This window comes from Hafnia psychrotolerans (assembly GCF_014639435.1).
Lineage (GTDB): Bacteria > Pseudomonadota > Gammaproteobacteria > Enterobacterales > Enterobacteriaceae > Ewingella > Ewingella psychrotolerans.
In genome coordinates, this window is record NZ_BMFZ01000001.1 from 124,642 (window position 1) to 149,908 (window position 25,267).

The window sequence follows — 25,267 nt, forward strand, 5'->3', positions numbered from 1 at the left end:
CGCGATCGATGCTGTTGATTAATTCAGCGTATCGGCAGGAGCAGATAGTTTATTCTGCGCACTGGCGCTGATCGTGGTGTTATGTGGCTCCCCACCTTCATGTGCTCTGCGGCTCAGTTCTGACGCAATATCCCGCGCGGTTGATGGCTGCGCGGCAACGCTGTTGAATGCCAGAGTGCTGAAAGTCAGAATGAAAAGTACGGCAATAGTGCGGTTCATTGGTACGTGTCCGATCAAAATATGAGTAAATTATGCAGAGGACAGCGCTCAGTGATAACGCTTTAAGCCATAAATAAAGGGAGCGAATTATGCTCCCTTTCATCATTTTAACTTCTCACAACAACTGCCCTATGCATGCTGTGGCGCATTATGCCCTTGCTCTAATTTATTCGGTAGGCGAATTGTGGCAGACAGAATTAATGACACAATCAGTAACACAGTGATGAAGGTGAAGGTCACCACGAAGCCGCCGAACAGAGAGGCAATCAACGAGCCCATAACGCTGCCGATACCGAAACCGAGATACAACAGGCCGTAGTTTTTGGTCAGATTATTCAAACCAAAGAAGTCGCTCACCAGTGAAGGATAAACGGTGATGGTCCCGCCGAAGCTGAAAGCGATACAGGCCACGGAGATAAAGAACAGCGTCTCATTCATGCTGGAGAACAGCAGGATGCTCATGCCCACCAGGGAGATGACTTGCGCCATTGAGATCACCCGGATACGCGCCATTTTGTCTGACAGCACGCCAAGGATCAGGCGTCCACTCAGGTTGGCAATCGCGATCACCGTCACCGCATTGGCTGCCGTGATGGCACTCATATGTACCATACCTTCACCGATATCTTTCGCCACGCCGATGACATACAGACCGCTCATGCAGGCCGTCAGGAACATTAGCGCCAGCATCCAGTACTGCGGCATGCGAACGGCTTCAGCCAGCGTGAAATCGCGGCTGTTGCTCAGGTTATTCTCATCAAAGGTGACGGTTTTTGCGGCCTGTTTTGGCGCATCAGTCATCATCAGACCACCGATAATGATCATTACCATCGCCATCACACCCCAGATGATAAAGGTGTTTTCCAGCGAGTTGACCGCCAGTAAATGCCCACAAATGAATTTGAACCCCAAACTGCCAAGGCCATAAGCGCCGATGGCACAAGCGGAGATCATTCCTTTGCGTTCCGGGAACCATTTCACACAGTTGGAGAGGGTCATCAGATACCCGGCACCATCGGCCAGACCGACCAATATACCCGCGCTGAGATATAGCATGATCAGGTTATTGGAATGAGCCGTCAGGGCAAAACCGACGGCCATCATCACACCGGCTGCCATGGTGACTTTCTTCACCCCGAAACGTTCCTGAAGTTTACCGGCCACGGAAGAAGCAATCGCCAGACCAAGACTCAGTAAACCGAAAGAGAATGCAACGCGACTGATCGGCTCATCCAGCTTTTGCGACAATTGGCCGTTGAACAAACTCCATGTATAAACAGAGCCGAGGGCAAACTGAGTAATAATGGTGCCGAACAGTGTCAGCCAACGGGTGCGGTTATAATTCTGCATGCCTGATGTGTCACTCATTAGTGGGTTCTCCCGAGCGAAGTGAAGTCAATTAATCTGTTTGTATGATAAATCGAACTTCGTCAGGTGATCCGTTTGCGGCATGAGATGCCGCGTGACAGGAATGAATTGCATCATTGGCGGTATGAACGGCGTTTTTTGGCCTAAAGTACGCCGGTAATTTCAGTTAAAACGGCCTTGCAGGCCAGTCAGGTGGCAGGTTTTGTTTGATCTGGGTCATGCTTTGCGATGTTAGTTTTATGGCGTTGATGTGATCACCCCAACGTGAATATTTTTTCGCCAGCCCCTTTCTATAAAAGGCTCAAGTGATAGGATGTGGCGCAACTTTCATGCTAGGAATATTCTTATGTTCAGGTTGGGTGCTTTGGTGGCGGTTTTACTGGCGCTGACTTCTTTTTCAGCCTCTGCGGTTACGGTATATAAATGCGTGCTGACACACAATGTGCAGGCGGCAGACGGAACGGAAACTGCAACTGTGATCAATAAAGATGCACATGTATTTGATGCAGGAAACACTTTCACCTTCTCGCCAGATGGGGCCAAAATGGCCACCAGCCCAGAGTTGACCGATATTATTGGTCAAAATAACCAGCCGATGAAAGCCGGGACAGAAAATAACCTGATGTATATTCACGTTAAAAATAGCTTTGTCGTCGCCACTGAGAGTGAAGGTTACGTCTATGGCGACTGCGTGCAAATCAGCACAAAATAGGTATTAAGTCCGGGCAGACTGAACCTGGCCACCGTGCCGGGTTTTTTATTGTCCAGTGCAGGTATGATCGAAGTATTCATAAATAGAAACATTACTGCCACTTCATTAGCACACTTCTGGTAGTCGCTCTCGCGCTTACGGGCTAGACTTGCGCACTTTTCGCCTCTGCGCTTTATCTACCGCATAAGAAACCGACCAGAAAGGTACTTGCCCACTTATGGCTCTACTCAATGACGAAATCCGTGACCACACCGCCGAGTCCGTTCTTTTCGTCCGCCGGGCCGTCATTGCCTTTGTGGTGGTGATACTGCTCTCAGCCATTCTGGTGTTCAACCTGTATCATTTACAGGTAGGAATGCATGATTTTTACCAGACTCGCTCCAATCAGAACGATATAAAAATGCTGCCCATAGCGCCGAGTCGAGGGCTGATCATGGACCGTAATGGCGTGATCCTGGCGCGTAATATCACCCTCTATCAGATTGAGGTGATCCCTGGCAAAGTGGATGATCTGAAAGCCACATTACGGGCGTTGACGCCAATTATTGATCTGACCAAAGATGACATTGATGCTTTCCATGATGCGATGTACCACGGGCGGAAGTTCGCCGAGATTCCGCTGAAACTGGCACTCAGTGACCTCGAAGTCGCACGTTTCTCCGTCAATCAGTTCAAATTTCCCGGCGTGTCGATCAGCACCTATCAGCAACGGCAATACCCTTACGGCGCGGAGCTGGCTCATGTGGTGGGTTATGTCTCTAAAATTAATGATAGAGATGAAAAACGGCTTGAAAAAGAGGGCATTTCCGAGAACTACGCCGCCGATCATAACATTGGTAAGCTAGGCATAGAGAAGTACTACGAAAATATCCTGCATGGTCACACGGGATACCAGGAAGTCGAAGTGGATAATCATGGCCATATTGTCCGCCTGCTGCGAGAGGTGCCACCGCAGGCCGGCCAAAATATCTATCTGACACTGGATCTTGGTTTACAGCAGTACATTGAGAAAGTGCTTAAAGGCCAGCGGGCAGCCGTGGTCGTAATGGATCCGCGCGATGGCGGTATTAGGGCGATGGTATCCAGCCCGAGTTACGATCCCAATCCGTTTGTTAACGGTATCTCCAGCAAGCAGTACCGTGCCTTGCTGAAAAATCCGGATCTGCCGCTGATCAACCGTGTGACGCAAGGCCTCTATCCGCCAGCATCTACGGTCAAACCTTTTATGGCGACGTCGGCACTGTTTGCTGGGGTGATCACGCCGCAAACCACTTTCTTCGGCGCACCCACCTGGACTCTGCCGGGAACCGACCGGCATTATCGCGACTGGCTTAAAACGGGCCATGGTCTGCTTAATGTGACCAAAGCCATTGAGGAGTCCGCCGATACCTTTTTCTATCAGGTGGCCTATGAGATGGGTATTGATCGCATTCATGAATGGCTGACTAAATTTGGTTATGGTCAGCCCACGGGTATTGACCTGGACGAGCAGTACAGCGGCTTATTACCCAGCCGTGAGTGGAAAATGCGCGTCCACAAGAAAGTCTGGTATCAGGGAGATACCGTGTCAGTGGGCATCGGGCAGGGTTATTGGGTGGCGACGCCGCTTCAGATGGTGCGCGCGTTAAGTGCACTGGTGGACAACGGCAAGTTGAAAACCCCACATCTCCTTTATTCGAGCAAAAAGGGTAAAGTCATCACCCCGTATATACAGCCGCCCGCCGTGCAAATTGCCGATCCGAAATCACCTATCTGGGCGCTCGTACGTAACGGCATGTTTGGTATGGCGAACTTCCCCAATGGTACCGGCTATAAGTTATTTCATACCGCACCGTATCAGATCGCCGCAAAATCAGGGACATCGCAGGTCTTTAGCTTAGGCGAGAACGAGACTTACAATGCCAAGATGACGCCGGTCCGCCTGCGTGACCACATCTTTTATACCGCGTTTGCACCCTATAAAAATCCGACGGTAGTGATGGCGCTGATTTTGGAGAACGGCGGTGGTGATGGTGTGGTGGCGGGTCCGACAGCCCGGGCGATCCTGGACCATATTTTCCTGCCGCCTGAAGCTGTGGCGAAATGTGATCCTGCCAAGGTGGATAATCCAGCCAACTGTGAGCAGGACGTTCCTACTGCGGCTGGGTTAGGTTTCAGTGAACATTGATTGTTCCTGTTGAGGCTGGAGAGCGGTGTCTAAAAATGACGACAAAAGGCCACAGGGAGTGTCTCAAGATGGAGACATTTAACTCATTGATTTTAAATGATTTTAAATTTCATGTCGTTGTGTGTTGTTTTTTGGCGACACTTTATTGAATTTTCACGTCGTGTTGTTCATTTTTAATGAGGCATTAAAACGCAGAGTTTTTATTAACCCAATAAAAACAATGTATTATGGGTTTATTTTAAAGGTTGGCACATATTCTGCATTAATACATTCAGTTGCTCATTCAATTGATTATGAAAGCATGCGCTAATCCGCAATCAACGCCCATAATGCCCGAATGACGCCAAAGAAAGGTGCCTATCGTTCACAATACCGATAATCGCGGCGAAAGCTCGTTATCAAGCATCGAACGACACGTTGAGTGAGGCACCACCTCTTCCGGTTTGCTGAACGCTATCATGGCGTTCGGCAACACCAAAGTCCAAAAATTCAATTCCCTATTTTTCCTCACCCTCTTCAATGTATCTTTTGCCTGACTCTTTTCTGGCTGTCACCGCGTTACTCAGTTAGCATTTACAGATCGCCAGCCAATGAGATGAATGCGTTGAAAAGAGGAAGCCTATTTCCCGGATCCCTGCGTCAGTTAGTGCTGATGGCCTTTTTGCTGGTGATGCTGCCTTTGCTGGTACTGGCCTATCAGGCTTACCAGAGTCTGGACCATCTCAGTTCTCAAGCGGCCGAAATCAACCGCACGACACTGACCGATGCCCGCCGCAGTGAAGCGATGTCTAGTGTGGCGCTGGAAATGGAGCGTAGTTATCGCCAGTACTGCGTGTTGGACGATGTCACCTTGTCCCGCCTCTATCAGACACAACACAAACGTTATTCACAAATGCTGGATGCTCATGCGCCAGTGCTGCCTGACGTGCGCTATTACCAGACTCTACGTGCACTGCTCACTCAATTAACCGAACTAAAATGCGCAAGTAACGATCCGACTCCGGCTTCTGCGGGCGAACTGGAAAATTTTGCCCGCTCCAACGCTGAAATGGTACAAGCCACCCGTGAAGTGATTTTTTCTCGCGGTCAGCAATTGCAGCAGGCGATTGCCGAACGCGGGCAATTCTTTGGCTGGCAGGCGCTGGTACTGTTTTTGCTCAGCGGTGCACTGGTACTGTTGTTTACACGTATGATCATCGGCCCGGTGAAAGGGGTGGAAAGGATGATTAACCGACTGGGGGAAGGCAGGCCGCTCGGGAATACTGTCAAATTTAAAGGGCCACGCGAGATCCGCTCTCTGGCACAGCGCATTGTTTGGCTGAGTGAGCGACTGGCCTGGCTGGAGTCACAGCGGCATGAGTTCTTACGTCACATCTCGCATGAACTGAAAACGCCATTGGCCAGCATGCGGGAAGGCACTGAATTATTGCAAGATGAGGTGGCGGGGCCGTTGACGCCGGATCAAAAAGAAGTGGTGGCGATCCTAAATGACAGCAGTCGTCATCTACAGACACTGATCGAACAACTGCTCGACTACAACCGCAAACTGGCCGATGGCCCGACAGAAAAAAAGCAGGTCGATCTCACTGCTATCATCCAAAGCGTCGTGGCCTCGAACAGTTTGCCCGCGCGGGCCAAACAGATCCGCAGTGAAGTGAGCATTGGCGCACAATCTTGCTGGGCAGAACCGGCATTACTGATGCGCGTGCTGGATAATCTCTATTCCAATGCGGTGCACTACGGTGCTGAATCCGGTACCATTTGGGTGCGTAGTCAGCAGCTGGAAAATCGGGTGGTTATTGATGTCGCTAACAGCGGCACTCCCATTCCAGAGGCAGAACAGACGATGATATTCGAACCTTTTTATCAGGGAAGCCAGCAACGCAAAGGTGCTGTAAAAGGCAGCGGTTTGGGGTTGAGTATTGCAAAAGATTGCATACGCAGGATGCGCGGTGAATTAAGACTGGTGGTCGTAGAGGACGCTGACGTCTGTTTTCGTATTGAATTACCCTTAACTGCTGAGAAATCCCCAAAATGATCCCATCTTCATGCAGGAGCATCCGATGGCAACAGTAAGCCCTTTATTCGTGCCCGTTGTGCATTGGCTGAATGTTGCTTCGCGCCGCGCTGCACTGGCGCTGGTCGCCGTGCCCGCCTTGCTCATGGGTTGTACACCCCATTCTGCCAGCGAAGCCCATTTCCGCACGATTGAGGATATGATCCCGACCAGTAAAGTGGTCGATTTTCGCGTCGCGCCTTGTGAAACTTTATGGGCTCTTGATGATAGCGAGGCCATGACTAACTCACTTTACTGGTTACGGGCCATGGACTGTGCCGAGCGGATGAGCGATACGCAGGCTCGGTTTCAGGCGCAGCAGATCAAGGCGAACAGCTGGGATACAGTGTTCAAGCAGAGTATTTTGATCTCCGGCACCGATCCCGAACCGCAGCAGCGGCGTGCTTTGCTCGCCCATGTCAATCAGTACCGTGCACAGATGCCCGGTGCTATCCGTCCTTTGGTACAACTCTGGCGCGAACGACAGACGCTGCAAGTCACGCTGAGTGATGAAAAAAGCCGTAATGCCCGCCAGCAACAGGTTGAGGAGAGTAAGGTGGCGCTGATGGCGCAGCAGCAAGCCGAATTGCAGGCCAGTCTGGCAGATACGCAGCGTAAGCTGAAAAACCTGACAGATATTGAACGTCAGCTCTCTTCGCGCAAACAGATGCAGAGTGATTTGCCGGACAGCGACAGTACCTTAGCTCCTCAGGTTAAACCGCAAGAAACTTACCAGCCGCCAACCAGGGAGAAAAAGACCCCATGACCCTGCGCAAAGCCTACAGCTTATTGTTGGTTGATGACGACCCCAGCTTGCTTAAATTGCTGGGTATGCGCCTGACCAGTGAAGGTTTTCGTGTCACGACCGCCGGGAGTGGCGCTGAAGCCTTGCGTTTGCTAAACCGCGAGCGCATTGATCTGGTACTGAGCGATTTGCGCATGGATGAAATGGACGGAATGGCGCTGTTTGCCGAAATCCAGAAACATCAGCCGGGTATGCCGGTGATCATTCTTACCGCGCATGGTTCGATCCCCGATGCGGTGGCCGCTACCCAGCAGGGTGTGTTTAGCTTTCTGACCAAACCGGTTGACCGCGACGCGCTGTACAAAGCCATTGATGCGGCACTCGCACTCTCTGCTCCTGCGAGTGATGAAAGCTGGCGCGAGGCTATCGTGACGCGTAATCCAACGATGCAACGTTTACTGGAGCAGGCCAATATGGTGGCACAGTCTGACGTCAGCGTACTGATTAACGGCCAGAGTGGCACGGGCAAAGAGGTGCTGGCGCAGGCCATTCACGCTGCCAGCCCGAGAGCTAAAAAAGCCTTTACAGCGATCAACTGCGGCGCGTTGCCCGAGCAACTGCTGGAGTCTGAGCTGTTCGGTCATGCCAAAGGTGCCTTCACCGGTGCCGTAAGCAGCCGTGAAGGGTTGTTCCAGGCTGCGACCGGCGGCACGCTGTTTCTCGATGAAATCGGTGACATGCCACTGTCATTGCAGGTTAAGCTACTGCGAGTATTACAGGAGCGCAAAGTGCGTCCGCTCGGCAGTAATCATGATATTGACGTCGATGTCCGCATCATTTCTGCGACTCACCGCAACCTACCTAAAGCCATGGAAAAAGGGGAGTTTCGCGAAGATCTGTTTTATCGGTTGAATGTGGTGAGCCTGAAGTTACCTACGCTCGCTGAACGCGCCGAAGATATTCCGCTGCTGGCTATTCATTTGCTGCGGGCTTCCGCCCAGCGTCACAAAAGTTTTGTGCGCAGTTTTTCCACCGATGCCATGAAGCGGTTGATGGCTGCCAGCTGGCCCGGCAATGTTCGCCAACTGGTCAACGTTATTGAGCAGTGCGTAGCACTGACGTCGGCACCGGTGATTAGTGAAGCGTTAGTGGAGCAGGCGCTGGAAGGCGAGAACACGGCGTTGCCAACCTTTGTTGAAGCTCGTCATCAGTTCGAATTGAATTACCTGCGTAAGTTATTGCAGATAACCAAAGGTAACGTCACCAATGCGGCGCGGATCGCCGGGCGTAACCGAACCGAATTCTACAAGTTGCTCTCCCGTCACGAGCTGGAAGCCACCGACTTTAAAGAGTAGCCACTCTGCTCTGCTACTATGATACCTTTAGCACCTGCCTGTACGTTCACGACGGCAGCGCAAATGTGAATCATGCTGCCGCTCAGGAAGGCGGAGAGCAAACGAATGATGATAAGGGTCCGCCATGAAGAAAATTGATGCGATTATTAAGCCGTTCAAACTCGATGATGTGCGCGAAGCGCTGGCCGAAGTCGGGATCACCGGGATGACCGTCACTGAAGTAAAAGGGTTCGGGCGTCAAAAAGGCCATACTGAACTGTATCGCGGTGCGGAGTACATGGTGGATTTCCTGCCAAAAGTGAAGATTGAAATCGTCGTGGCTGACGACATCGTAGATACCTGTGTTGAAACGATCATGACCACCGCGCAGACCGGTAAAATTGGCGACGGTAAAATCTTTGTTTTCGATGTATCCCGCGTAGTGCGTATCCGTACCGGCGAACAGGACGAAGAAGCCATCTGATTTTCAGCACGGTTAACTTCGCTGAAAGTGAAAAAGCTGACATTGCGTCAGCTTTTTTTGTGATGGCGACTTAGCGAAGGCAAACAGCCGCTATTCCCCGCCAGCCGTTACTGCGCCGCCCATACATTCAGCATGCCGAGCCTTCGAGTTTGGCCGACACTCGCCAGGAACGGTCTGACCCAGGACTTATCAACGCTGCGCGTACAGTCACAAAGCTGAAAAATATGCATGGCATGTTGAAGATATCTCCCTTGATTATGCAGAGTGTTTAGTAGATCAAAGCCTTGCCACAACTAGAGCCAATCGTTTGCCTAAAAACCTTTAACTGACCCTATCCGCAGGCGTCCTAAACATTTACACTGTGGCGCAGAACCCGGAAGGGGCATTTAATCTTTAGTTTGTTGAGTCAGGAGATGCAGATGTTAAAGCGTGAAATGAACATTGCCGACTATGATGCTGAGCTGTGGGCAGCAATGGAGAAAGAAGTTGTTCGTCAGGAAGAACATATCGAGCTGATTGCGTCAGAAAACTATACCAGCCCGCGTGTTATGCAGGCACAGGGTTCTCAACTGACCAACAAATATGCCGAAGGCTATCCGGGCAAACGCTATTACGGCGGCTGTGAGTATGTTGATATCGTAGAGCAACTGGCTATTGATCGCGCAAAAGAGCTGTTTGGCGCAGATTTTGCCAACGTTCAGCCGCACTCCGGCTCACAGGCTAACTTCGCGGTCTATACCGCACTGCTGCAACCGGGTGACACCATTCTGGGGATGAACCTGGGCCATGGCGGTCACCTCACCCACGGTTCACCGGTAAACCTGTCCGGTAAACTGTACAACGTGGTGCCTTACGGCATTAACGAAAGCGGCGATATCGATTACGACGATGTGAAAAATCAGGCTGAACTTCACAAGCCAAAAATGATCATCGGTGGCTTCTCCGCTTTCTCCGGTATCGTTGATTGGGCAAAAATGCGCGAAATCGCTGACAGCGTTGGCGCTTACTTCTTCGTGGATATGGCGCATGTTGCAGGCCTGATTGCTGCGGGTGTTTACCCGAACCCAGTGCCACACGCCCACATTGTTACCACGACCACGCATAAAACGCTGGCCGGTCCGCGCGGTGGTTTGATTCTGGCTAAAGGCGGTAGCGAAGAGTTCTACAAAAAACTCAACTCAGCCGTATTCCCTGGGGGCCAGGGCGGCCCGCTCATGCATGTGATTGCCGGTAAAGCGGTAGCGCTGAAAGAAGCGATGGAACCTGAGTTTAAAATTTACCAGCAACAAGTGGCTAAAAATGCGCAGGCGATGGTCGCCGTAGTGTTGGAACGTGGCTACAAGGTTGTTTCCGGTGGTACGCATAACCATCTGTTCCTGATGGATCTGGTGGATAAAAACCTGACCGGTAAAGAAGCTGATGCTGCGCTTGGCCGTGCCAATATTACCGTGAACAAAAACAGCGTGCCAAACGATCCGAAAAGTGCTTTCGTGACCTCTGGTGTGCGTATTGGTACTCCGGCTGTGACTCGCCGTGGCTTCAAAGAAGCGGAAGTCCGTGAACTGGCTGGCTGGATCTGCGACGTTCTCGACAACGTTAACGATGAAGCGACAATCGAACGCGTTAAACAGAAAGTTCTCGATATCTGCGAGCGCTTCCCGGTTTATGCCTAATCGACTCAGTTAAAACGCTTTGTTTTCGAATGAAAAAACCCGCTGCGGCGGGTTTTTTTTTGGAATAAGGACATAACTGTGATCTGGTTTGCATTCTTCCATAAGGAACATCACTGCTGATTGCTAGCAATTGTGACCTCTGTCAAAGTATCGTCCTCAAACCGGAGGAATTATGGTATTGCGTTCAACCTATTGGCTGGCACTGAGCTATTTCACCTATTTTTTCAGTTATGGCATTTTCCTGCCTTTCTTTGGCGTGTGGCTCAAAGGTGAGGGCATCTCTTCTGAAAGTATTGGTTTGTTGCTGGGAGCCGGTCTGGTTTCACGCTTCCTCGGTACCTTGATTATTTCCCCTGCCATCAAAGACCCGGCACATTTAGTCACCGGTCTGCGTATTCTGGCGCTGCTCACCCTGGTCTTTGCCGTCGGTTATTGCTTCGGCAACAGTTGGGCGTGGTTGATGATCAACATCGCAGGTTTCAGCCTGTTCTTCGGTCCACTGGTTCCGCTAACGGATGCTTTATCCGGCACGTTGCAACGACAAATCAACATGGACTACGGCAAAGTCCGCGTCTGGGGATCGATTGCCTTCGTGATTGGCTCTGCCCTCACCGGCAAGCTGATCTCAGTGTTCGGCCACAATGCGATTCTGTACTCGCTGATCGTTGCCGTGGCGGCCATGTTCCTCGGCATGTTGCTGCGCCCAAGCGTGAAACCGGCAGGCGAGAAGCGCGAAAGCAATGCGCCGACCATTTCATTGAAAGCCCTGCTCAGTGAAACCCCGGTCTGGCGCTTTTTGCTGTGCGTCACCTTATTACAAGGTGCGCATGCGGCGTATTACGGATTCAGTGCTATTTACTGGCAGGAGCAGGGGTATTCAGCGTCAGTGGTGGGCTATTTATGGTCACTGGGTGTCGTGGCGGAAGTGCTGGTCTTCACGTTCAGTAATCAGCTTTTTCGCCGCTGGTCAGCGCGCGATCTGTTACTGCTATCGGCCTGCTGCGGCGTGGTGCGCTGGGCGCTGATGGGTGCCTTTATTGAACTGCCCTGGCTGATTTTGATTCAGATTCTGCACTGCGGCACTTTCACTGTTTGCCATTTGGCGGCGATGCGGTTTATCGCGTCACGGCCAAGGGATCAGGTGATCCGTTTACAGTCGGTCTATTCCGCACTGGCGATGGGCGGCGGTATCGCGGTAATGACCATGGTGTCGGGCTTCCTGTTTGAATATTTGCATGCAGGGCTATTCTTCGTGATGGCAGCACTGGCGATTCCGGCTATTTTCCTTCGGCCAAGAGTGACACCGAGCGCGGCGACTTAAGGGGCTTCGAGCAGTGAGCGGATACGTTTTCGCTGCTCTTTGGTCAGTGGAAGCTGAGTATGGATCACCAAAGGGTCGGCATCGGTTTTTTTGGTGGCGTAAGGCGTAACGATCATTGCAACGCCATCCGGCGCACCATGTTGTTGAAACGCCAGCAGCGTTTGATATTGAATGTTGAGCGGCAGTAACGTCGCTTCGCGGATTTGCTGCTCGACAGCCTCTTCCAGTGACCGGTTATCGTTGATCAGCAGCAGAATCTGTTTCTCCTGTAGCGCATTGCCTTGCATCAGCCAGGCGCCAAAAGTCACGGCGACCAGTCCAATTTCCTCTTCTGAAAGACGAATTTGATACTCCAGTTGAAAACTCTCCAGTGCTTTGCGAGAGGTACGCACCAGCCGCGGATACATGCGGGTCACTTCATCTTGCAATAAATTGTCGATGCCGATGGCAAAATGGCAACGTTCAATGGCCGGACCGAGATGAGCAAACAACTGACGAATTAACCCTTCGTCGCTGCTGAATTTCATTCCGGCAACATCCTGAAAGTTTGCCACCATCCGCTCAATTTGGCGCATCAGTCGTTGATCTTCCGTTGAGCCTGAACTGTGATAACTGTGATTCTTCAGTAACCTGAGCAGCAGGATAAAAAAGTCACGCTCTTCTTCAGCCAACAGACCCGCACTGAGCTGCTGCAATTCGTTGAACAGCATACTGGCCGCAGTGTATTCCGGCTTCTCACGTAACCACTGACATTGTCGGGCATTAAACTGGAGCGGGCCGACAGGCGAGCGACCTTGCCCGGCATTCTGCCACAGGCAATATTGTAGATAGATACGTAGGAACGCCTGATCGCGCTCGCTGAATTCTCGACCCAGTCGTATGGCGCAACGCTCAATTAAGTTCGTCAGCTGTTGTTGGCGAAAATGGTCGTCAGCAAAGGGGTGCGGTTGCATAGCCTGATGCAGCCAGGGCGTAAAATGATCGTCGATAAACCACGGGGATGTGCGTAGAGCACGCCGTAGTCCGTTGAACAGACACAGTCGCTGATCCAGCAATCTTCCCTGTAAATGGCAGGCATCTTCGCCGTAGGGGAGAATATCAAGATGATGTAAGCGCTGGATCTCGCGGGTGACCTCGGCAATATCCTGCCGGGTTGTCGGGAGATCTGTGCCGTTGATTCGGCTGATCGTCTCCAGTTGCACCGCCGATAATGGCGCATACAGCATCAACAGAACATGGCAGCGTCGTTGTTGACAGGAGAGCTCAGGCACGGGGTTAGTGTCCAGGCTCATAGCGTTATCGGTAACCATTCAATATGAAATTATGAGTTAAGCATAGCAAATGAGCTGTTGCGCATCGGGCTGGAGTTCACGGTTTTACACCGGGTTACAACTCAGATCACAGATATTTCTTTCGATGGCTTAATTGGTTAAGAAAAAGCTGTTACTTTGTAACAGTTATATACGACATATAATTGATTTTACGGGCCTTAACCATGGAAAAGATCTCTTTTTACGCCAAAAATCGGCGCTATATTCGCTGTAATATGCTGCTGCTGAGCAGCTGTCTGGCTTGGCCAGTGGCCGTCTCGGCGCACCCACACAGCTTTATCGATATGCAAACCACGCTGGTGGTTCACCAACAGCAGTTGACCGGTCTGAAAATGGTCTGGACGATGGATGTGATCACTTCTGCAGATCTTCTCTATGACGCACAAAAAGCCAAAGCCGGTTCGGATATCTGGAAAAAGCTGGCTGCCGAAGTGATGGCCCGCGTGCTCAGCCAGCACTATTTCACGGATTTTTATCGCGACGGTAAACCGGTTAAATATCGGGACCTTCCCAGCGAATATAAGCTGTCGCGCAAAGGCGATCAGGCGGTGCTGGAGTTTGTGATGCCGCTGGCCGTCCCGCAGCCTTTAAGTGGAAAACCGATGATTTTCTCCACTTTCGATCCGAGTTACTTCGTGGATATGACCTATAAAGATCAGAGTGCGCTGCATTTGCCGCCGGAACTGGAACAATCCTGCACGCTAAGTTTATTTACCCCTATGCCGAATGCTTCACTGCAAAGTTATGCGCTGTCACTGGATAAGGCTGATGCGCCGCCGGAAGACATGGATCTTGGCCAGCAGTTCGCACAAAAGGTCACCGTACAATGTCATTGAATATAAGTGAGAACCGCCGCCATTGGGCCTGGGATCTCTGGCCTCTACTGGTGTTTTTGCTGCTGCTGGCTACAGGTGGTGTGCTGTTGTGGCAATACTGGCCGCGAATTTTGCTCAATAGTATTATCTGGCAGCGGGAGTTACACCAAGAACTGGCCAATCTTTTACAGCGAGTGAAAGCCAGTCCGCACCAAGCTGGTCTGACGCTGATGGGCTTTAGTCTGATTTACGGCATCATCCACGCAGTAGGGCCTGGGCATGGCAAAATTGTCATCACCACCTATTTAGCGACCCATCCTTCCCGGTTGAAAAATAGTCTGAGACTGACATTCGCCTCCGCGGTGCTGCAAGGTCTGGTGGCGGTATTGTTGGTCACGGTGATGCTGGGAGTGCTTCAGCTTTCGTCGCGCCAGCTGCACGAAAGCAGTTTTTGGTTGGAGAAGGGCAGTTTCCTGTTAGTGATGCTGCTGGGTGTGTTGCTTTGCTGGCGTGCTATCCGGCGTTGTTACCTCACCCTGAAAAGTCTCAGGCCACAGCCAGGTTTACATATTCATCGTCTTCGGCCACATGTTCATGATGATCACTGTGGCTGTGGGCATCAGCATCTTCCCACCGATCAACAACTTCAGGCGGGCAGTGACTGGCGCACGCAGGCAACGATCGTTCTGGCGATGGGGTTGCGGCCTTGCTCCGGGGCAATCATGGTATTGCTGTTTTCTAAAGTGATTGGTGTCTATGTCTGGGGCGTGCTTTCCGCGCTGATGATGGCGCTCGGCACGTCGATTACGGTGTCGTTGATCGGTCTGCTGGTGTTTTACAGCCGGGCGGTAGCCGTAAAGCTTAGTGCGAAACGAACGCCAGCGGCATGGCAAACAGTGGCGTGGTCATTACTGGCGCTGGCGGGCGGAGTGATCCTGCTGTTGGCGGGAGTGTTGCTTTATAATGCCAGCGCAGCGTCGGCTGGTGGCGGGATAGGTCCCTTCGGCCGAGGATAGTGGCCAGATTTGAGGTAATAAAAAACGGGTGCTTTTGGCACCCGTTTTTTATTACTGAGCGGTCTGAAACAGAATTAGCGCTTCAGGGCTTCGCTCAGTTCATCACGCATAGTTGTCAGAATACCTTTCACCACGCGTGGGTTACCGGCAACCACGTTGCCAGAAGTGTAATGGTTATGGCCGCCAACAAAATCGGTCACGACACCGCCTGACTCACGAACCAGCAGTTCGCCACCGGCGAAATCCCAGGGTTTCAGACCGATTTCGAAGAAACCGTCAACGCGGCCGGCAGCCACGTAGGCCAGATCCAGCGCAGCAGAACCGGTACGGCGGAAGTCAGCACATTCGCCAAACAGTTTGCCGAGGATATTCATGTAGCTGTTTGCGTGTTGCTTCACTTTGAAAGGGAAGCCGGTCGCCAGAATAGTGCCGTCCAGATCTTTGGCGCTGGTGCCGCGCAGACGATAACCGTTGAGCTGTGCGCCCTGACCGCGGCTGGCGGTGAAGAGTTCGTTACGCATAGGGTCGTAAACTACCGCAACTTCAGTGCGGCCTTTGATGCGCACGGCGATAGAAACAGCAAAATGAGGGAGACGTTTAACGAAGTTGGTGGTGCCATCCAGTGGGTCGATAATCCATTGTACATCTTTGTCTTCGCCTGCAAGTTCGCCACACTCTTCACTGATGATGGTGTGTTTTGGATAAGACTTGCGAATGACGTCGATAATCATGTGTTCTGCATCGCGATCTACGTTGGTAACAAAATCATTGGTACCTTTTTGAGTCGTTTCTACAGAGTCTGGCGTTTCATAATGTTTGGCAATCAGGTTACCGGCCTTGCGCGCAGCGCGCACGGCGATGGTGAGCATCGGATGCATGGATATCTTCCAACTAGGATGTTAAAGAACGGGAATACGGGAAACGGCGCGCAGTATAGCAGGGGTTCGTAAAGTTGACTACCGCTGTGTTAAGCTGTTGTGATTTTCCGCTACGCTCAGAGTCTCTATGCTGCACAATATCCGCATCGTTTTGGTTGAAACCTCCCACACGGGTAACATGGGTTCGACTGCCCGCGCCATGAAAACCATGGGCTTATCTAACCTGTATCTGGTTAACCCGTTGGTTAAGCCTGATTCTCAGGCCATCTCTTTGTCCGCTGGCGCCAGTGATGTTATCGGCAATGCTAAAATCGTTGATACGCTCGACGACGCGCTGGCCGGTTGTAGTTTAGTGATCGGCACCAGTGCCCGCTCACGCACGCTGCCGTGGCCAATGCTCGAACCGCGTGAATGCGGTGAGAAAAGCGCCAAAACGGCGGCAACCGCGCCGGTCGCGCTGGTATTTGGCCGCGAACGTGTAGGGCTGACTAACGAAGAGCTGCAAAAATGTAACTACCACGTCTGCATTCCGGCGAATCCGGAATATAGCTCGTTAAATCTGGCAATGGCGGTGCAAATTATTGCTTATGAAGTCCGCGTCGCGCATCTGGCTTTGCTCGAAGCAGACAAACCGGCTGTTCAGACGGAAGAAGACGCTTATCCGTTGGTGGATGACCTCGAGCGCTTCTATCAGCATCTTGAACAAACCCTGCTGCAAACTGGCTTTATCCGTCCGGCGCATCCGGGCCAGGTGATGAGTAAACTGCGCCGTTTGTTCACCCGTGCGCATCCTGAATCTCAGGAGTTGAATATCCTGCGGGGCATTTTGACCTCTGTCGATAAAGGCCATAAATAATACTTGAGTAAAATACTAGGTTAAATAGTTGACTGTTTTACTCGGGAATGGCAGACTTATTTGTATGTTCTACCCCATCGTATTCATCAACAGGTAACCATGCTATGAGACTGACATCCAAGGGTCGTTATGCCGTAACCGCTATGCTTGACGTGGCACTGCATTCACAGGAAGGTCCGGTGCCTTTAGCCGATATCTCCGAACGCCAGGGCATCTCTCTTTCTTACCTTGAGCAGCTGTTTTCGCGTTTGCGTAAAAACGGTCTGGTCGCTAGCGTGCGTGGCCCGGGTGGTGGTTATCTGCTGGGTAAAGATGCTGGTGAGATAGCCGTTGGCGCGGTGATCACCGCCGTTGATGAATCAGTTGACGCCACGCGCTGCCAGGGTAAAGAAGGCTGCCAGAATGGCGAACGTTGTCTTACCCACACTCTGTGGCGTGATCTGAGTGAGCGCATCAGCGGCTTCCTCAACAATATTACGCTGGGTGAATTGGTCAACAATCAGGAAATCCTGCAAGTAGCCGACCGCCAGAACGGTGAACCACGCCGTCAGGCCAGTAGCCGCATTCTTGAAACCATCAACGTCAATTTAAGAGCCTGAGTGTGTCTTTAGACTGACGATTTCTAGCATGATGAGAGGGCTGCCAATGGCAGCCTTTTTTTTATCATTTCAGCCACGGCACTATTTCCCTTTTAACAATCAGGGAAGCCGTTTTAAACTAACTTTCTTTTTCCACTTTTGTTCGTCCCAAATGCGCAGTACGGAGTATGCCCACCATGAAACTACCTATCTACCTGGATTATTCTGCCACGACACCTGCCGATCCGCGGGTTGCGCAGGTCATGATGCAGTGCCTCACTTTGGACGGTATTTTCGGTAATCCAGCTTCCCGTTCGCATCGCTTTGGCTGGCAGGCGGAAGAGGCCGTGGATGTTGCCCGCAATCAGATTGCCGACTTGATCAACGCCGATCCCCGCGAAGTAGTGTTCACTTCGGGTGCTACTGAGTCGGATAATCTGGCGATTAAAGGTGCCGCGCACGCCTACCGCGATAAAGGTCAGCACATCATTACGAGTCAGACTGAGCATAAAGCGGTGCTGGACACCTGCCGTCAATTGGAGAATGAAGGTTTTGAGGTGACCTATCTGGCACCGAGCCGGGACGGTTTTATTACTCCCGCTGCCGTTGAGGCTGCGTTGCGTGATGACACCATTCTGGTCTCAATCATGCATGTGAATAATGAAATTGGTGTGATTCAGGATATTGCCGCCATTGGTGAACTGTGCCGCAGTCGTGGCATTATTTTCCACGTGGACGCCACGCAAAGTGTTGGCAAAATCCCGGTAAACCTGCATGTGCTACCGGTGGATTTGATGTCTTTCTCTGCACATAAAATCTATGGTCCTAAAGGTATCGGCGGCTTGTACGTTGGTCGTAAACCGAAGGTTCGCATCGAAGCGCAGATCCACGGCGGCGGACATGAGCGCGGTATGCGTTCAGGGACATTGCCGGTGCATCAGATTGTTGGCATGGGAGAAGCGTTTCGCATTGCGAAAGAAGAGATGGCCGAAGAAGCACAGCGCCTGCATGCATTACGCGATCGCTTGTGGCAAGGTATACAGCAATTACAAGACGTGCATCTCAATGGCACGCCCAAACGCGCAGCACCCAATATCCTGAATGTCAGTTTTGCCGGTGTTGATGGTGAATCACTGATCATGGCGCTGAAAGATTTGGCGGTGTCATCAGGTTCGGCCTGTACATCCGCCAGCCTTGAGCCGTCTTATGTTTTACGCGCTTTGGGTCTGAGTGAAGAGCTGGCCCACAGTTCTATCCGTTTCTCCCTGGGGCGCTTCACCACTCAGCATGAAGTCGACTATGCTATTGAACTTATAGTTAAATCTGTCAATCGGTTGCGTGAATTGCCACCAGTATTTTCGTCTTAATAGTGTTGATTAAAGCGCTATTGAACGCCAGGACAAAAAAGCCTGCCATTGAAAATAAACGTTCATTGAAAATATGACTTTCTTTGAAGATAAAAAATCAGGAGTGCAGTTATGAGTTCCGAAGTCACCACCCATGAATCCATGCCCATTTTCATCTCCTCTCAGCCCGCTGATGCGCGCTGGGGTGAAAAAGCGACACTAACGGCTCATGCAGAAGGCATGACTATTCATCTGACCTCAGACGAGGCATTGACCACGATTGCCCGTGCGGCACGCCGTATCGACGGTCAGGGGATTAAGAACGTTACACTGGCCGGAGATGGCTGGGATCTGGAAAATAGCTGGTCTTTCTGGCAGGGTTTTCGTGGGCCAAAAGGCAACCGCACCGTGAAGTGGGCTGAACTGTCAGTTGAAGACGCTCAGACCTTGCAACAACGCCTGAAAATCATCGATTGGGTCCGTAACACCATCAATCTTCCGGCTGAAGAGTTAGGGCCGGAGCAACTGGCTACCCGTGCTGTTGATTTGATGTGTGAATTTGGCAATGGCAACGTGAATTACCGCATTACCAAAGGCGAGGACCTGCGTCAGCAAAACTATGCGGGTTTACACATTGTGGGTCGCGGTTCTGACCGTTCGCCTGTGCTGTTGGCACTGGACTACAACCCGAGCGGCAACGCTGACGAACCGGTTTATGCCTGTCTGGTTGGTAAAGGGATCACCTTTGATACGGGAGGTTACAGCCTGAAACCGAGTGCGGGCATGGATTCCATGAAGGCCGATATGGGTGGTGCGGCCACGTTGACCGGCGCTCTGGCATTGGCAGCGGCTAACGGGCTAAACAAGCGCGTGAAGCTTTATCTGTGCTGCGCGGACAATATGGTCAGCGGTAACGCACTGAAATTGGGCGATATCATCCGCTACCGTAACGGTAAAACGGTTGAAGTGATGAATACCGACGCGGAAGGCCGCCTGGTGCTGGCTGATGGCCTGATTGATGCCTCTGAGCAAAATCCTGAACTGATTATCGACGCAGCGACCCTGACTGGCGCGGCCAAAACGGCGCTGGGTAATGATTATCATGCGGTGTTCAGCTTTGACGACGAACTGGCGGCTGAATTGCAAAACAGCGCCAAAGCCGAGCACGAACCTTTCTGGCGTCTGCCGCTGGAAGAGTTCCATCGTTCGCATCTGCCGTCCAACTTTGCAGAGCTGAACAACATTGCAGGCCCGGCACATACCGCTGGGGCGAGTACCGCCGCGGCGTTCTTGTCTCACTTTGTTAAGAACTACAAAAAGGGCTGGTTGCACATCGACTGTTCAGCGACCTACCGTAAAAGCGCGGCTGACCAGTGGTCTGCTGGCGCAACCGGCCTGGGTGTGAGAACGGTGGCTAACCTGCTGTTGGCAAAAGCGAAGTAAATTTTCTGGTGTGACAGAAAGACTATAATAGGGCACTGGAAGGTGCCCTGTTTTATCGGAGTGAAATAACATGAGTGTCCCGCACGATCACCTGCCAGCGGCAGCTGCGGTTAACAATGAAAATGAACTTGAGCGTTTGCTGCGCCTGTCTGTTACTGAAGCGGCGTACCGCCCGGCGTTCTACCAGGTTTTGCTTGATGCAACGGTCTATGTGCTTGGCGATGCGGGCCAGCAGGAAGAAGGGGCGGGCGAGGTGGCTATCACCGCGGGCAGTGAACTCAATCTGTTGCATTGGGAAAAACAGGAAGGCAGTTCAGTCATTCCCCTTTTTTCATCTATCGAGGTTCTTGAGCGCGCCAGTGCGGGCGAAAGTCCTGAAGAGCAGGCATTTGTGGCGCTTCCTGCCCGTGTTTTGTTTGAAATGACCTTGGGTGAGGAACTGTTCCTCAATCCAAAATCTGAGTACGGTAAAGAGTTCACGGCGAGCGAGGTGACACTGCTGTTAAAAACCGGAGGGTTGACTGCACCGGTTGAGCTGGTGCTGGATAAAGAGAGCCAACTGATGATTGGCCAGCCGGAGGAGTACCCATCGGCAATGGTCGATGCCCTGACCACGTTATTTACCCAGAAAAAGCAGATCCGTCGTGCTTTCTTAGCGCTAATCCACGATAAAGCCGTTGATGAGCAGCCTAACCTCTTGGTCGGTATTGAAGCTGAGGGGACTGAAGCTGAAGTGGATGAGTTGATTCGCGAAGCGGGCAATGTCGCCAGCGAAACGTCGCCAGATGATTTGCCGGTTGATTTTTGTGTTGTTTCTGAAAAAGAGCGTGGTATCAGCCACTATTTGATTAGCCACACTCAGCCTTTTTATCAGCGCAAATGGGGCAGTTGGCTACGCAACATCATTCCTTCATCCGGTAAGGCCTGATCCCGTCGTGTCATAGAAAAGGGGCCATTGGCTCCTTTTCATTTTGCTAAACGCGCGGATGTTGGCGAGCAAGATACTAAAGAAATAGCGACTTCAGTTGCAAAAGTCATTTAGTGACACATTTTTTTAACTAAATAGCGTGATACTGGTAGGCAATCTTAACTTCGCCCCCTATAATTTGCGCCATTTTACGGCAGGTGTAACATTAAATTAACCGGCCCTACCTATAAGAGTCAGCCAGAGGTTTTACATGACTATCCAACGTACTTTTTCCATCATCAAGCCAAACTCCGTAGCTAACAACGACATCGGCGCAATCTACGCGCGTTTTGAACGTGCTGGTTTCACGATCATCGCATCTAAAATGCTGAAATTGACTAAAGAGCAGGCTGAGGGCTTTTACGCTGAACATAAAGGTCGTCCTTTCTTCGATGGTCTGGTTGAATTCATGACCTCTGGCCCAATTATGGTTCAGGTTCTGGAAGGCGAAAATGCCGTTCAGCGCAACCGTGACATTATGGGGGCAACTAACCCAGACAACGCGCTTGCCGGTACTCTGCGTGCTGACTTCGCTGACAGCTTTACCGCTAATGCCGTGCACGGTTCTGATGCTGTTGAATCAGCACAGCGTGAAATCGCTTACTTCTTCACCGAAAGCGAAATCTGTCCGCGTTAAGATTTTGTGGCTGGAATTTTTGGAAGCATTCACCCACAGATACAATAAATATGTGGGTCTGGCCTTTCAAACATAGAAACCCTGCCCTAGAATTTGTACAATGTTGCGCCCCGAATGAGCCAGCCTCTTTGGGGCGCATGTATTTTTGAACGTGCCGTAACTAGAGCCATAGTTAAAGAATGTATTGCAGGCTGTTCTTTATTAGTTCTGCACTTCCCTGATGCCATAACGTGTAATAACGAGGCCAATTCGTATTATGTTTGAATCAAACACGCCCGAGCAAAACTTGACTGACCTGACTTCTCAACCCGCTGATGCCGTGAATACTGTGGCACCCGTGGTGGCCAAAATTAACCTCCTCGATCTTAATCGCAAACAGATGCGTGAGTTTTTTGCCAACATGGGCGAAAAACCCTTCCGTGCCGATCAGGTCATGAAGTGGATGTACCATTATTGCAGTGATGATTTCGAGCAGATGACCGATATCAACCGTCCACTGCGTGAAAAGCTGGCCCGAGTTGCCGAGATCCGCGCGCCGGAAGTCGCACTGGAACAGCGCTCTACTGATGGCACCATTAAATGGGCCATCAAAGTAGGCGATCAACAGGTCGAAACCGTGTATATCCCGGATGGCGATCGTGCCACGCTTTGCGTTTCTTCGCAGGTGGGTTGTGCGCTGGAATGTCCTTTCTGCTCAACGGCTCAGCAAGGTTTTAACCGTAACCTGCGCGTATCCGAGATTATCGGTCAGGTGTGGCGTGCGGCGAAAATCATAGGGGCGGCCAAAGTGACCGGCACCCGCCCGATCACCAATGTGGTGATGATGGGCATGGGGGAACCTTTGCTCAACCTGAATAACGTTGTTCCGGCGATGGAAATCATGCTCGACGACTTCGGTTTTGGTCTTTCCAAGCGCCGTGTGACGCTCTCAACGTCAGGTGTGGTACCTGCGCTGGATAAACTGGGCGATATGATTGACGTGGCGCTGGCCATCTCACTGCATGCGCCGAATGACGCCATTCGTGATGAAATCGTCCCGATTAACCGCAAATACAACATGGACGCTTTCCTTGCGGCCGTAGCGCGTTACATCAGTAAATCCAACGCTAATCAGGGCCGGGTGACGATTGAATATGTGATGCTGGATCATATCAACGATGGTACTGAGCATGCTCACGAGTTGGCAGAACGTCTGAAAAATACGCCGTGTAAAATCAACTTGATTCCGTGGAACCCGTTCCCTGGCGCGCCTTATGGGCGTAGTTCAAACAGCCGAATTGATCGCTTCTCTAAAGTACTGATGGATTATGGTTTTACTGTCATTGTACGTAAAACCCGTGGTGATGACATTGATGCCGCCTGTGGTCAACTGGCGGGTGAAGTGATTGACCGGACCAAGCGTGCTTTAAAGAAAAAGATGGCGGGTGAATCTATCGCTATCAAGGCAGTCTAAAAACAGTGATGTGCTGATCTGCCTTACGACGGATGTCACCGGGTGTAAGGCAGACAGTTATGTTTTTTTGAGGTCCGGCCGATGGCAAATAAAGGGATTTAATAAGTATGACGATTGAACTCGGATGGAGACAGGCATTTGCGCTAAGCTTTACCTTCTGCCTGCTCGCAGGTTGCTCAAGTTCTAAACCTGCGCCTGAGCAGGCCACTGGTGCGTTGCAAACCCGCCTTGAGCTGGGTATGGCCTATTTGTCTCAGGGCAATATGGACGGCGCTAAGTCAAATTTACAGCAGGCAGTAAAAGGCGCACCAGACGATTATCGTACTCAGTTGGGTATGGCGCTTTACGAGCAAAAAAACGGCGATAACGACGCGGCCCGAAGCCGCTATCAACAGGCTTTGAAGCTGGCCCCGCAAAATGGAACCGTGCTGAATAATTACGGTGCGTTTCTGTGTAGTTTAGGGCAGTATGTACCGGCACAACAGCAGTTTAGCGCGGCGGCTAATGTTCCAGATTACGGTCAGGTGGCTGACAGTCTTGAAAACGCAGGCTACTGTTTTCTGAAGGCCAATCAGAATGAGGAGGCAAGCGTGTTACTGAGTCGGGCATTAAAAATTGATCCTGATAAAGGTGGGCCTTTGCTTGCTGAAGCAACTAAACAATTTGGCGAAGGGAAACGCGCGCATGCGCAAGTACTACTGGATGTCTACCAACATGTGCAGCCAGCCAGTGCTGAAAGCCTCATGTTACAGATTCGATTCGCTGCGTCAGCAAGCAATCCGGTTAGCGTTCAGCGCTACGGCAAGCAACTGGCGCGAAGTTTTCCACAATCTCAACAGTACCAGCAGTTCTTAGCTAATGAATACTGAAGCCCCCAAAGAAAATAAAGAAACAATGACGACAGGTGCACGCCTGAGTCAAGCTCGTGAACAGCTGGGATTGACTCATCAGGCCGTTGCAGAACGCCTGTGTCTCAAAGTCTCGACTATTCGCCAAATTGAAGACGGGACCACGCCGGCCGATCTTGCGCCAACGTTTTTACGTGGTTACATTCGTTCCTACGCTAAATTAGTCCATGTACCTGAAGATGAACTTTCAAGCATGATTGGCAAACAAGCGCCAATCAAAGTGCCGAAAGTTGTCTCCATGCAAGGTTTTTCACTCGGTAAATCACGTAAGAAACGTGATGGCTGGCTGATGGGCTTTACATGGTTAGTCGTGCTCGTGGTTCTCGGTCTGACTTGCGCATGGTGGTGGCAAAACCATCAGGCACAGCAGAAAGATATTGTCGCGATGGCTGATCAGTCAACGGCGCAGTTAAATCAGGATAACGCTCAGGGGCAGTCAATTGCCCTGAGCAACGGTGACAATGCTAATTCGGCACCAACAGAAGGCGAGCCGAGTCAAGGCACGCCGCCTGCTGATGACGTCACCGGTGCCGTTCCGGCACAGCCTGCGAATTCAGTACCTATGAGTACCTCTGCGGCATCTAATGCTCCGGCTACTCAAGCCCAGCAAGCGCCTGTCGCAGTATCGACCAGCCAAAATACGGCTGAGAACAGTCTGCCGACGGCAGATGCGAGTACAAATACCAATGCGCAAACCGCTGATGCTGTGGCGCTGACGTTCAAGTCGGATTGTTGGTTGCAGATTGATGATGCTTCTGGCAAAACCTTGTTCAGCGGCATGAAGAAAGGTGGCGAATCCTTAACGGTTAAAGGAACTGCCCCATACAAATTGAAAATTGGTGCACCTGGTGCTGTTGAAATCCAGTTCCAAGGTAAACCTGTTGATTTGAGCCGTTTTGTTAAATCAAGCCGTGTTGCGCGGTTTACTCTGGCTGCCGAATAATTCGGCGGCTCGTAAAT

Annotated in this window: 24 protein-coding genes; 19 read left to right on the forward strand and 5 right to left on the reverse strand. The window is 51.4% G+C overall.

Translation table 11 applies throughout. The features are described 5' to 3' along the window. Positions 1-18: 18 nt before the first annotated feature. Together IEV89_RS00575 and IEV89_RS00580 are read right to left on the reverse strand one after the other, a co-directional pair. Complete coding sequence (locus IEV89_RS00575) at positions 19-219, reverse strand: hypothetical protein (protein ID WP_188469375.1); 201 nt, start codon at positions 217-219, stop codon at positions 19-21. A gap of 129 nt (positions 220-348) precedes the next feature. Continuing rightward, the gene (locus IEV89_RS00580; RefSeq protein WP_188469377.1) at positions 349-1,587 is read right to left on the reverse strand and encodes an L-lactate MFS transporter; all 1,239 of its coding nucleotides are present in this window, start codon (positions 1,585-1,587) and stop codon (positions 349-351) included. A 313-nt stretch (positions 1,588-1,900) separates the two neighbouring features. On the opposite strand from IEV89_RS00580, the gene IEV89_RS00585 reads away from it, so the two are divergent. Together IEV89_RS00585 and mrdA2 are read left to right on the forward strand one after the other, a co-directional pair. Further along, positions 1,901-2,299, forward strand: coding sequence for a hypothetical protein (locus IEV89_RS00585; protein ID WP_229746319.1), 399 nt, complete (start codon positions 1,901-1,903; stop codon positions 2,297-2,299). Between the two features lie 217 nt (positions 2,300-2,516). After that, positions 2,517-4,466, forward strand: a complete 1,950-nt coding sequence (mrdA2, locus tag IEV89_RS00590; RefSeq protein WP_188469379.1) for a peptidoglycan DD-transpeptidase MrdA2 — start codon at positions 2,517-2,519, stop codon at positions 4,464-4,466. Positions 4,467-4,830: 364 nt separating this feature from the next. Here the strand turns inward: mrdA2 and IEV89_RS21880 are convergent, their stop codons facing one another. Next, a complete protein-coding gene (locus tag IEV89_RS21880; protein WP_268235619.1) occupies positions 4,831-4,959 on the reverse strand; it encodes a hypothetical protein in 129 nt (42 codons plus the stop codon). A gap of 102 nt (positions 4,960-5,061) precedes the next feature. On the opposite strand from IEV89_RS21880, the gene IEV89_RS00595 reads away from it, so the two are divergent. From IEV89_RS00595 to IEV89_RS00620, 6 genes are all read left to right on the forward strand, one after another. Next, positions 5,062-6,504 carry a HAMP domain-containing sensor histidine kinase gene (locus tag IEV89_RS00595; protein ID WP_188469381.1) on the forward strand — a complete coding sequence of 481 codons (1,443 nt, stop codon included), beginning with the start codon at positions 5,062-5,064 and terminating at the stop codon, positions 6,502-6,504. A 25-nt stretch (positions 6,505-6,529) separates the two neighbouring features. Further along, positions 6,530-7,288: a two-component system QseEF-associated lipoprotein QseG gene (gene qseG, locus IEV89_RS00600; protein WP_188469383.1), complete on the forward strand. Its 759-nt coding sequence runs from the start codon at positions 6,530-6,532 to the stop codon at positions 7,286-7,288. Beyond that, complete coding sequence (gene glrR / locus IEV89_RS00605) at positions 7,285-8,622, forward strand: two-component system response regulator GlrR (protein WP_188469385.1); 1,338 nt, start codon at positions 7,285-7,287, stop codon at positions 8,620-8,622. Before qseG ends, glrR begins: the two co-directional genes overlap by 4 nt. A 124-nt stretch (positions 8,623-8,746) precedes the next feature. Continuing rightward, the gene (glnB, locus tag IEV89_RS00610; protein ID WP_169405210.1) at positions 8,747-9,085 is read left to right on the forward strand and encodes a nitrogen regulatory protein P-II; all 339 of its coding nucleotides are present in this window, start codon (positions 8,747-8,749) and stop codon (positions 9,083-9,085) included. A 419-nt stretch (positions 9,086-9,504) separates the two neighbouring features. Then, positions 9,505-10,758 carry a serine hydroxymethyltransferase gene (gene glyA / locus IEV89_RS00615; RefSeq protein ID WP_188469387.1) on the forward strand — a complete coding sequence of 418 codons (1,254 nt, stop codon included), beginning with the start codon at positions 9,505-9,507 and terminating at the stop codon, positions 10,756-10,758. Between the two features lie 172 nt (positions 10,759-10,930). Continuing rightward, a complete protein-coding gene (locus tag IEV89_RS00620) occupies positions 10,931-12,079 on the forward strand; it encodes a 3-phenylpropionate MFS transporter (RefSeq protein ID WP_188469389.1) in 1,149 nt (382 codons plus the stop codon). Here the strand turns inward: IEV89_RS00620 and csiE are convergent. Next, positions 12,076-13,371, reverse strand: coding sequence for a stationary phase inducible protein CsiE (csiE, locus tag IEV89_RS00625; RefSeq protein ID WP_188469391.1), 1,296 nt, complete (start codon positions 13,369-13,371; stop codon positions 12,076-12,078). The genes IEV89_RS00620 and csiE overlap by 4 nt on opposite strands. A 254-nt stretch (positions 13,372-13,625) precedes the next feature. On the opposite strand from csiE, the gene IEV89_RS00630 reads away from it, so the two are divergent. Both IEV89_RS00630 and IEV89_RS00635 read left to right on the forward strand, forming a co-directional pair. Next, positions 13,626-14,246 carry a DUF1007 family protein gene (locus IEV89_RS00630; protein ID WP_229746352.1) on the forward strand — a complete coding sequence of 207 codons (621 nt, stop codon included), beginning with the start codon at positions 13,626-13,628 and terminating at the stop codon, positions 14,244-14,246. Further along, entirely contained in the window at positions 14,237-15,241 is a 1,005-nt protein-coding gene (locus IEV89_RS00635; RefSeq protein WP_188469395.1) for a nickel/cobalt transporter, read from the forward strand. Before IEV89_RS00630 ends, IEV89_RS00635 begins: the two co-directional genes overlap by 10 nt. Positions 15,242-15,315: 74 nt before the next feature. On the opposite strand, the gene suhB is transcribed toward IEV89_RS00635, so the two are convergent. Continuing rightward, positions 15,316-16,119: an inositol-1-monophosphatase gene (suhB, locus tag IEV89_RS00640; RefSeq protein WP_188469397.1), complete on the reverse strand. Its 804-nt coding sequence runs from the start codon at positions 16,117-16,119 to the stop codon at positions 15,316-15,318. 127 nt (positions 16,120-16,246) lie between these two features. Here suhB and trmJ point away from each other — a divergent pair, with 127 nt between their 5' ends. The 9 genes from trmJ (at position 16,247) to rodZ (ending at position 25,250) form a co-directional block, all read left to right on the forward strand. Beyond that, entirely contained in the window at positions 16,247-16,975 is a 729-nt protein-coding gene (trmJ, locus tag IEV89_RS00645; protein WP_188469399.1) for a tRNA (cytosine(32)/uridine(32)-2'-O)-methyltransferase TrmJ, read from the forward strand. Between the two features lie 104 nt (positions 16,976-17,079). Next, positions 17,080-17,574: a Fe-S cluster assembly transcriptional regulator IscR gene (iscR, locus tag IEV89_RS00650; RefSeq protein ID WP_188469400.1), complete on the forward strand. Its 495-nt coding sequence runs from the start codon at positions 17,080-17,082 to the stop codon at positions 17,572-17,574. 176 nt (positions 17,575-17,750) lie between these two features. Continuing rightward, complete coding sequence (locus IEV89_RS00655) at positions 17,751-18,920, forward strand: IscS subfamily cysteine desulfurase (RefSeq protein WP_188469403.1); 1,170 nt, start codon at positions 17,751-17,753, stop codon at positions 18,918-18,920. A 111-nt stretch (positions 18,921-19,031) separates the two neighbouring features. Continuing rightward, a complete protein-coding gene (pepB, locus tag IEV89_RS00660) occupies positions 19,032-20,342 on the forward strand; it encodes an aminopeptidase PepB (protein ID WP_188469405.1) in 1,311 nt (436 codons plus the stop codon). Between the two features lie 70 nt (positions 20,343-20,412). Further along, positions 20,413-21,270: an enhanced serine sensitivity protein SseB gene (gene sseB, locus IEV89_RS00665; RefSeq protein ID WP_188469406.1), complete on the forward strand. Its 858-nt coding sequence runs from the start codon at positions 20,413-20,415 to the stop codon at positions 21,268-21,270. A 250-nt stretch (positions 21,271-21,520) separates the two neighbouring features. Beyond that, positions 21,521-21,946 (forward strand): nucleoside-diphosphate kinase, encoded by a 426-nt coding sequence (gene ndk / locus IEV89_RS00670; RefSeq protein ID WP_140470980.1) that lies wholly within the window; start codon positions 21,521-21,523, stop codon positions 21,944-21,946. A 256-nt stretch (positions 21,947-22,202) separates the two neighbouring features. Then, entirely contained in the window at positions 22,203-23,399 is a 1,197-nt protein-coding gene (gene rlmN, locus IEV89_RS00675; RefSeq protein ID WP_188469408.1) for a dual-specificity RNA methyltransferase RlmN, read from the forward strand. A gap of 107 nt (positions 23,400-23,506) precedes the next feature. Continuing rightward, positions 23,507-24,268, forward strand: coding sequence for a type IV pilus biogenesis/stability protein PilW (pilW, locus tag IEV89_RS00680; RefSeq protein ID WP_188469410.1), 762 nt, complete (start codon positions 23,507-23,509; stop codon positions 24,266-24,268). After that, positions 24,258-25,250, forward strand: coding sequence for a cytoskeleton protein RodZ (rodZ, locus tag IEV89_RS00685; RefSeq protein WP_188469412.1), 993 nt, complete (start codon positions 24,258-24,260; stop codon positions 25,248-25,250). Before pilW ends, rodZ begins: the two co-directional genes overlap by 11 nt. Positions 25,251-25,267 lie beyond the last annotated feature (17 nt).

Bases quoted from the DNA above. Each gene is read 5' to 3' on its own strand.
- pepB (WP_188469405.1), top strand. From the start codon at position 19,032: ATGAGTTCCGAAGTCACCACCCATGAATCCATGCCCATTTTCATCTCC.
- glyA (WP_188469387.1), top strand. From the start codon at position 9,505: ATGTTAAAGCGTGAAATGAACATTGCCGACTATGATGCTGAGCTGTGG.
- ndk (WP_140470980.1), top strand. From the start codon at position 21,521: ATGACTATCCAACGTACTTTTTCCATCATCAAGCCAAACTCCGTAGCT.
- sseB (WP_188469406.1), top strand. From the start codon at position 20,413: ATGAGTGTCCCGCACGATCACCTGCCAGCGGCAGCTGCGGTTAACAAT.
- IEV89_RS00575 (WP_188469375.1), bottom strand. From the start codon at position 219: ATGAACCGCACTATTGCCGTACTTTTCATTCTGACTTTCAGCACTCTG.
- trmJ (WP_188469399.1), top strand. From the start codon at position 16,247: ATGCTGCACAATATCCGCATCGTTTTGGTTGAAACCTCCCACACGGGT.
- IEV89_RS00630 (WP_229746352.1), top strand. From the start codon at position 13,626: ATGCTGCTGCTGAGCAGCTGTCTGGCTTGGCCAGTGGCCGTCTCGGCG.
- iscR (WP_188469400.1), top strand. From the start codon at position 17,080: ATGAGACTGACATCCAAGGGTCGTTATGCCGTAACCGCTATGCTTGAC.
- IEV89_RS00635 (WP_188469395.1), top strand. From the start codon at position 14,237: ATGTCATTGAATATAAGTGAGAACCGCCGCCATTGGGCCTGGGATCTC.
- csiE (WP_188469391.1), bottom strand. From the start codon at position 13,371: ATGAGCCTGGACACTAACCCCGTGCCTGAGCTCTCCTGTCAACAACGA.
- mrdA2 (WP_188469379.1), top strand. From the start codon at position 2,517: ATGGCTCTACTCAATGACGAAATCCGTGACCACACCGCCGAGTCCGTT.
- IEV89_RS00595 (WP_188469381.1), top strand. From the start codon at position 5,062: ATGAATGCGTTGAAAAGAGGAAGCCTATTTCCCGGATCCCTGCGTCAG.
- qseG (WP_188469383.1), top strand. From the start codon at position 6,530: ATGGCAACAGTAAGCCCTTTATTCGTGCCCGTTGTGCATTGGCTGAAT.
- IEV89_RS00655 (WP_188469403.1), top strand. From the start codon at position 17,751: ATGAAACTACCTATCTACCTGGATTATTCTGCCACGACACCTGCCGAT.
- pilW (WP_188469410.1), top strand. From the start codon at position 23,507: ATGACGATTGAACTCGGATGGAGACAGGCATTTGCGCTAAGCTTTACC.
- rodZ (WP_188469412.1), top strand. From the start codon at position 24,258: ATGAATACTGAAGCCCCCAAAGAAAATAAAGAAACAATGACGACAGGT.
- IEV89_RS00585 (WP_229746319.1), top strand. From the start codon at position 1,901: ATGTGGCGCAACTTTCATGCTAGGAATATTCTTATGTTCAGGTTGGGT.
- glrR (WP_188469385.1), top strand. From the start codon at position 7,285: ATGACCCTGCGCAAAGCCTACAGCTTATTGTTGGTTGATGACGACCCC.
- suhB (WP_188469397.1), bottom strand. From the start codon at position 16,119: ATGCATCCGATGCTCACCATCGCCGTGCGCGCTGCGCGCAAGGCCGGT.
- IEV89_RS00620 (WP_188469389.1), top strand. From the start codon at position 10,931: ATGGTATTGCGTTCAACCTATTGGCTGGCACTGAGCTATTTCACCTAT.
- IEV89_RS00580 (WP_188469377.1), bottom strand. From the start codon at position 1,587: ATGAGTGACACATCAGGCATGCAGAATTATAACCGCACCCGTTGGCTG.
- rlmN (WP_188469408.1), top strand. From the start codon at position 22,203: ATGTTTGAATCAAACACGCCCGAGCAAAACTTGACTGACCTGACTTCT.
- glnB (WP_169405210.1), top strand. From the start codon at position 8,747: ATGAAGAAAATTGATGCGATTATTAAGCCGTTCAAACTCGATGATGTG.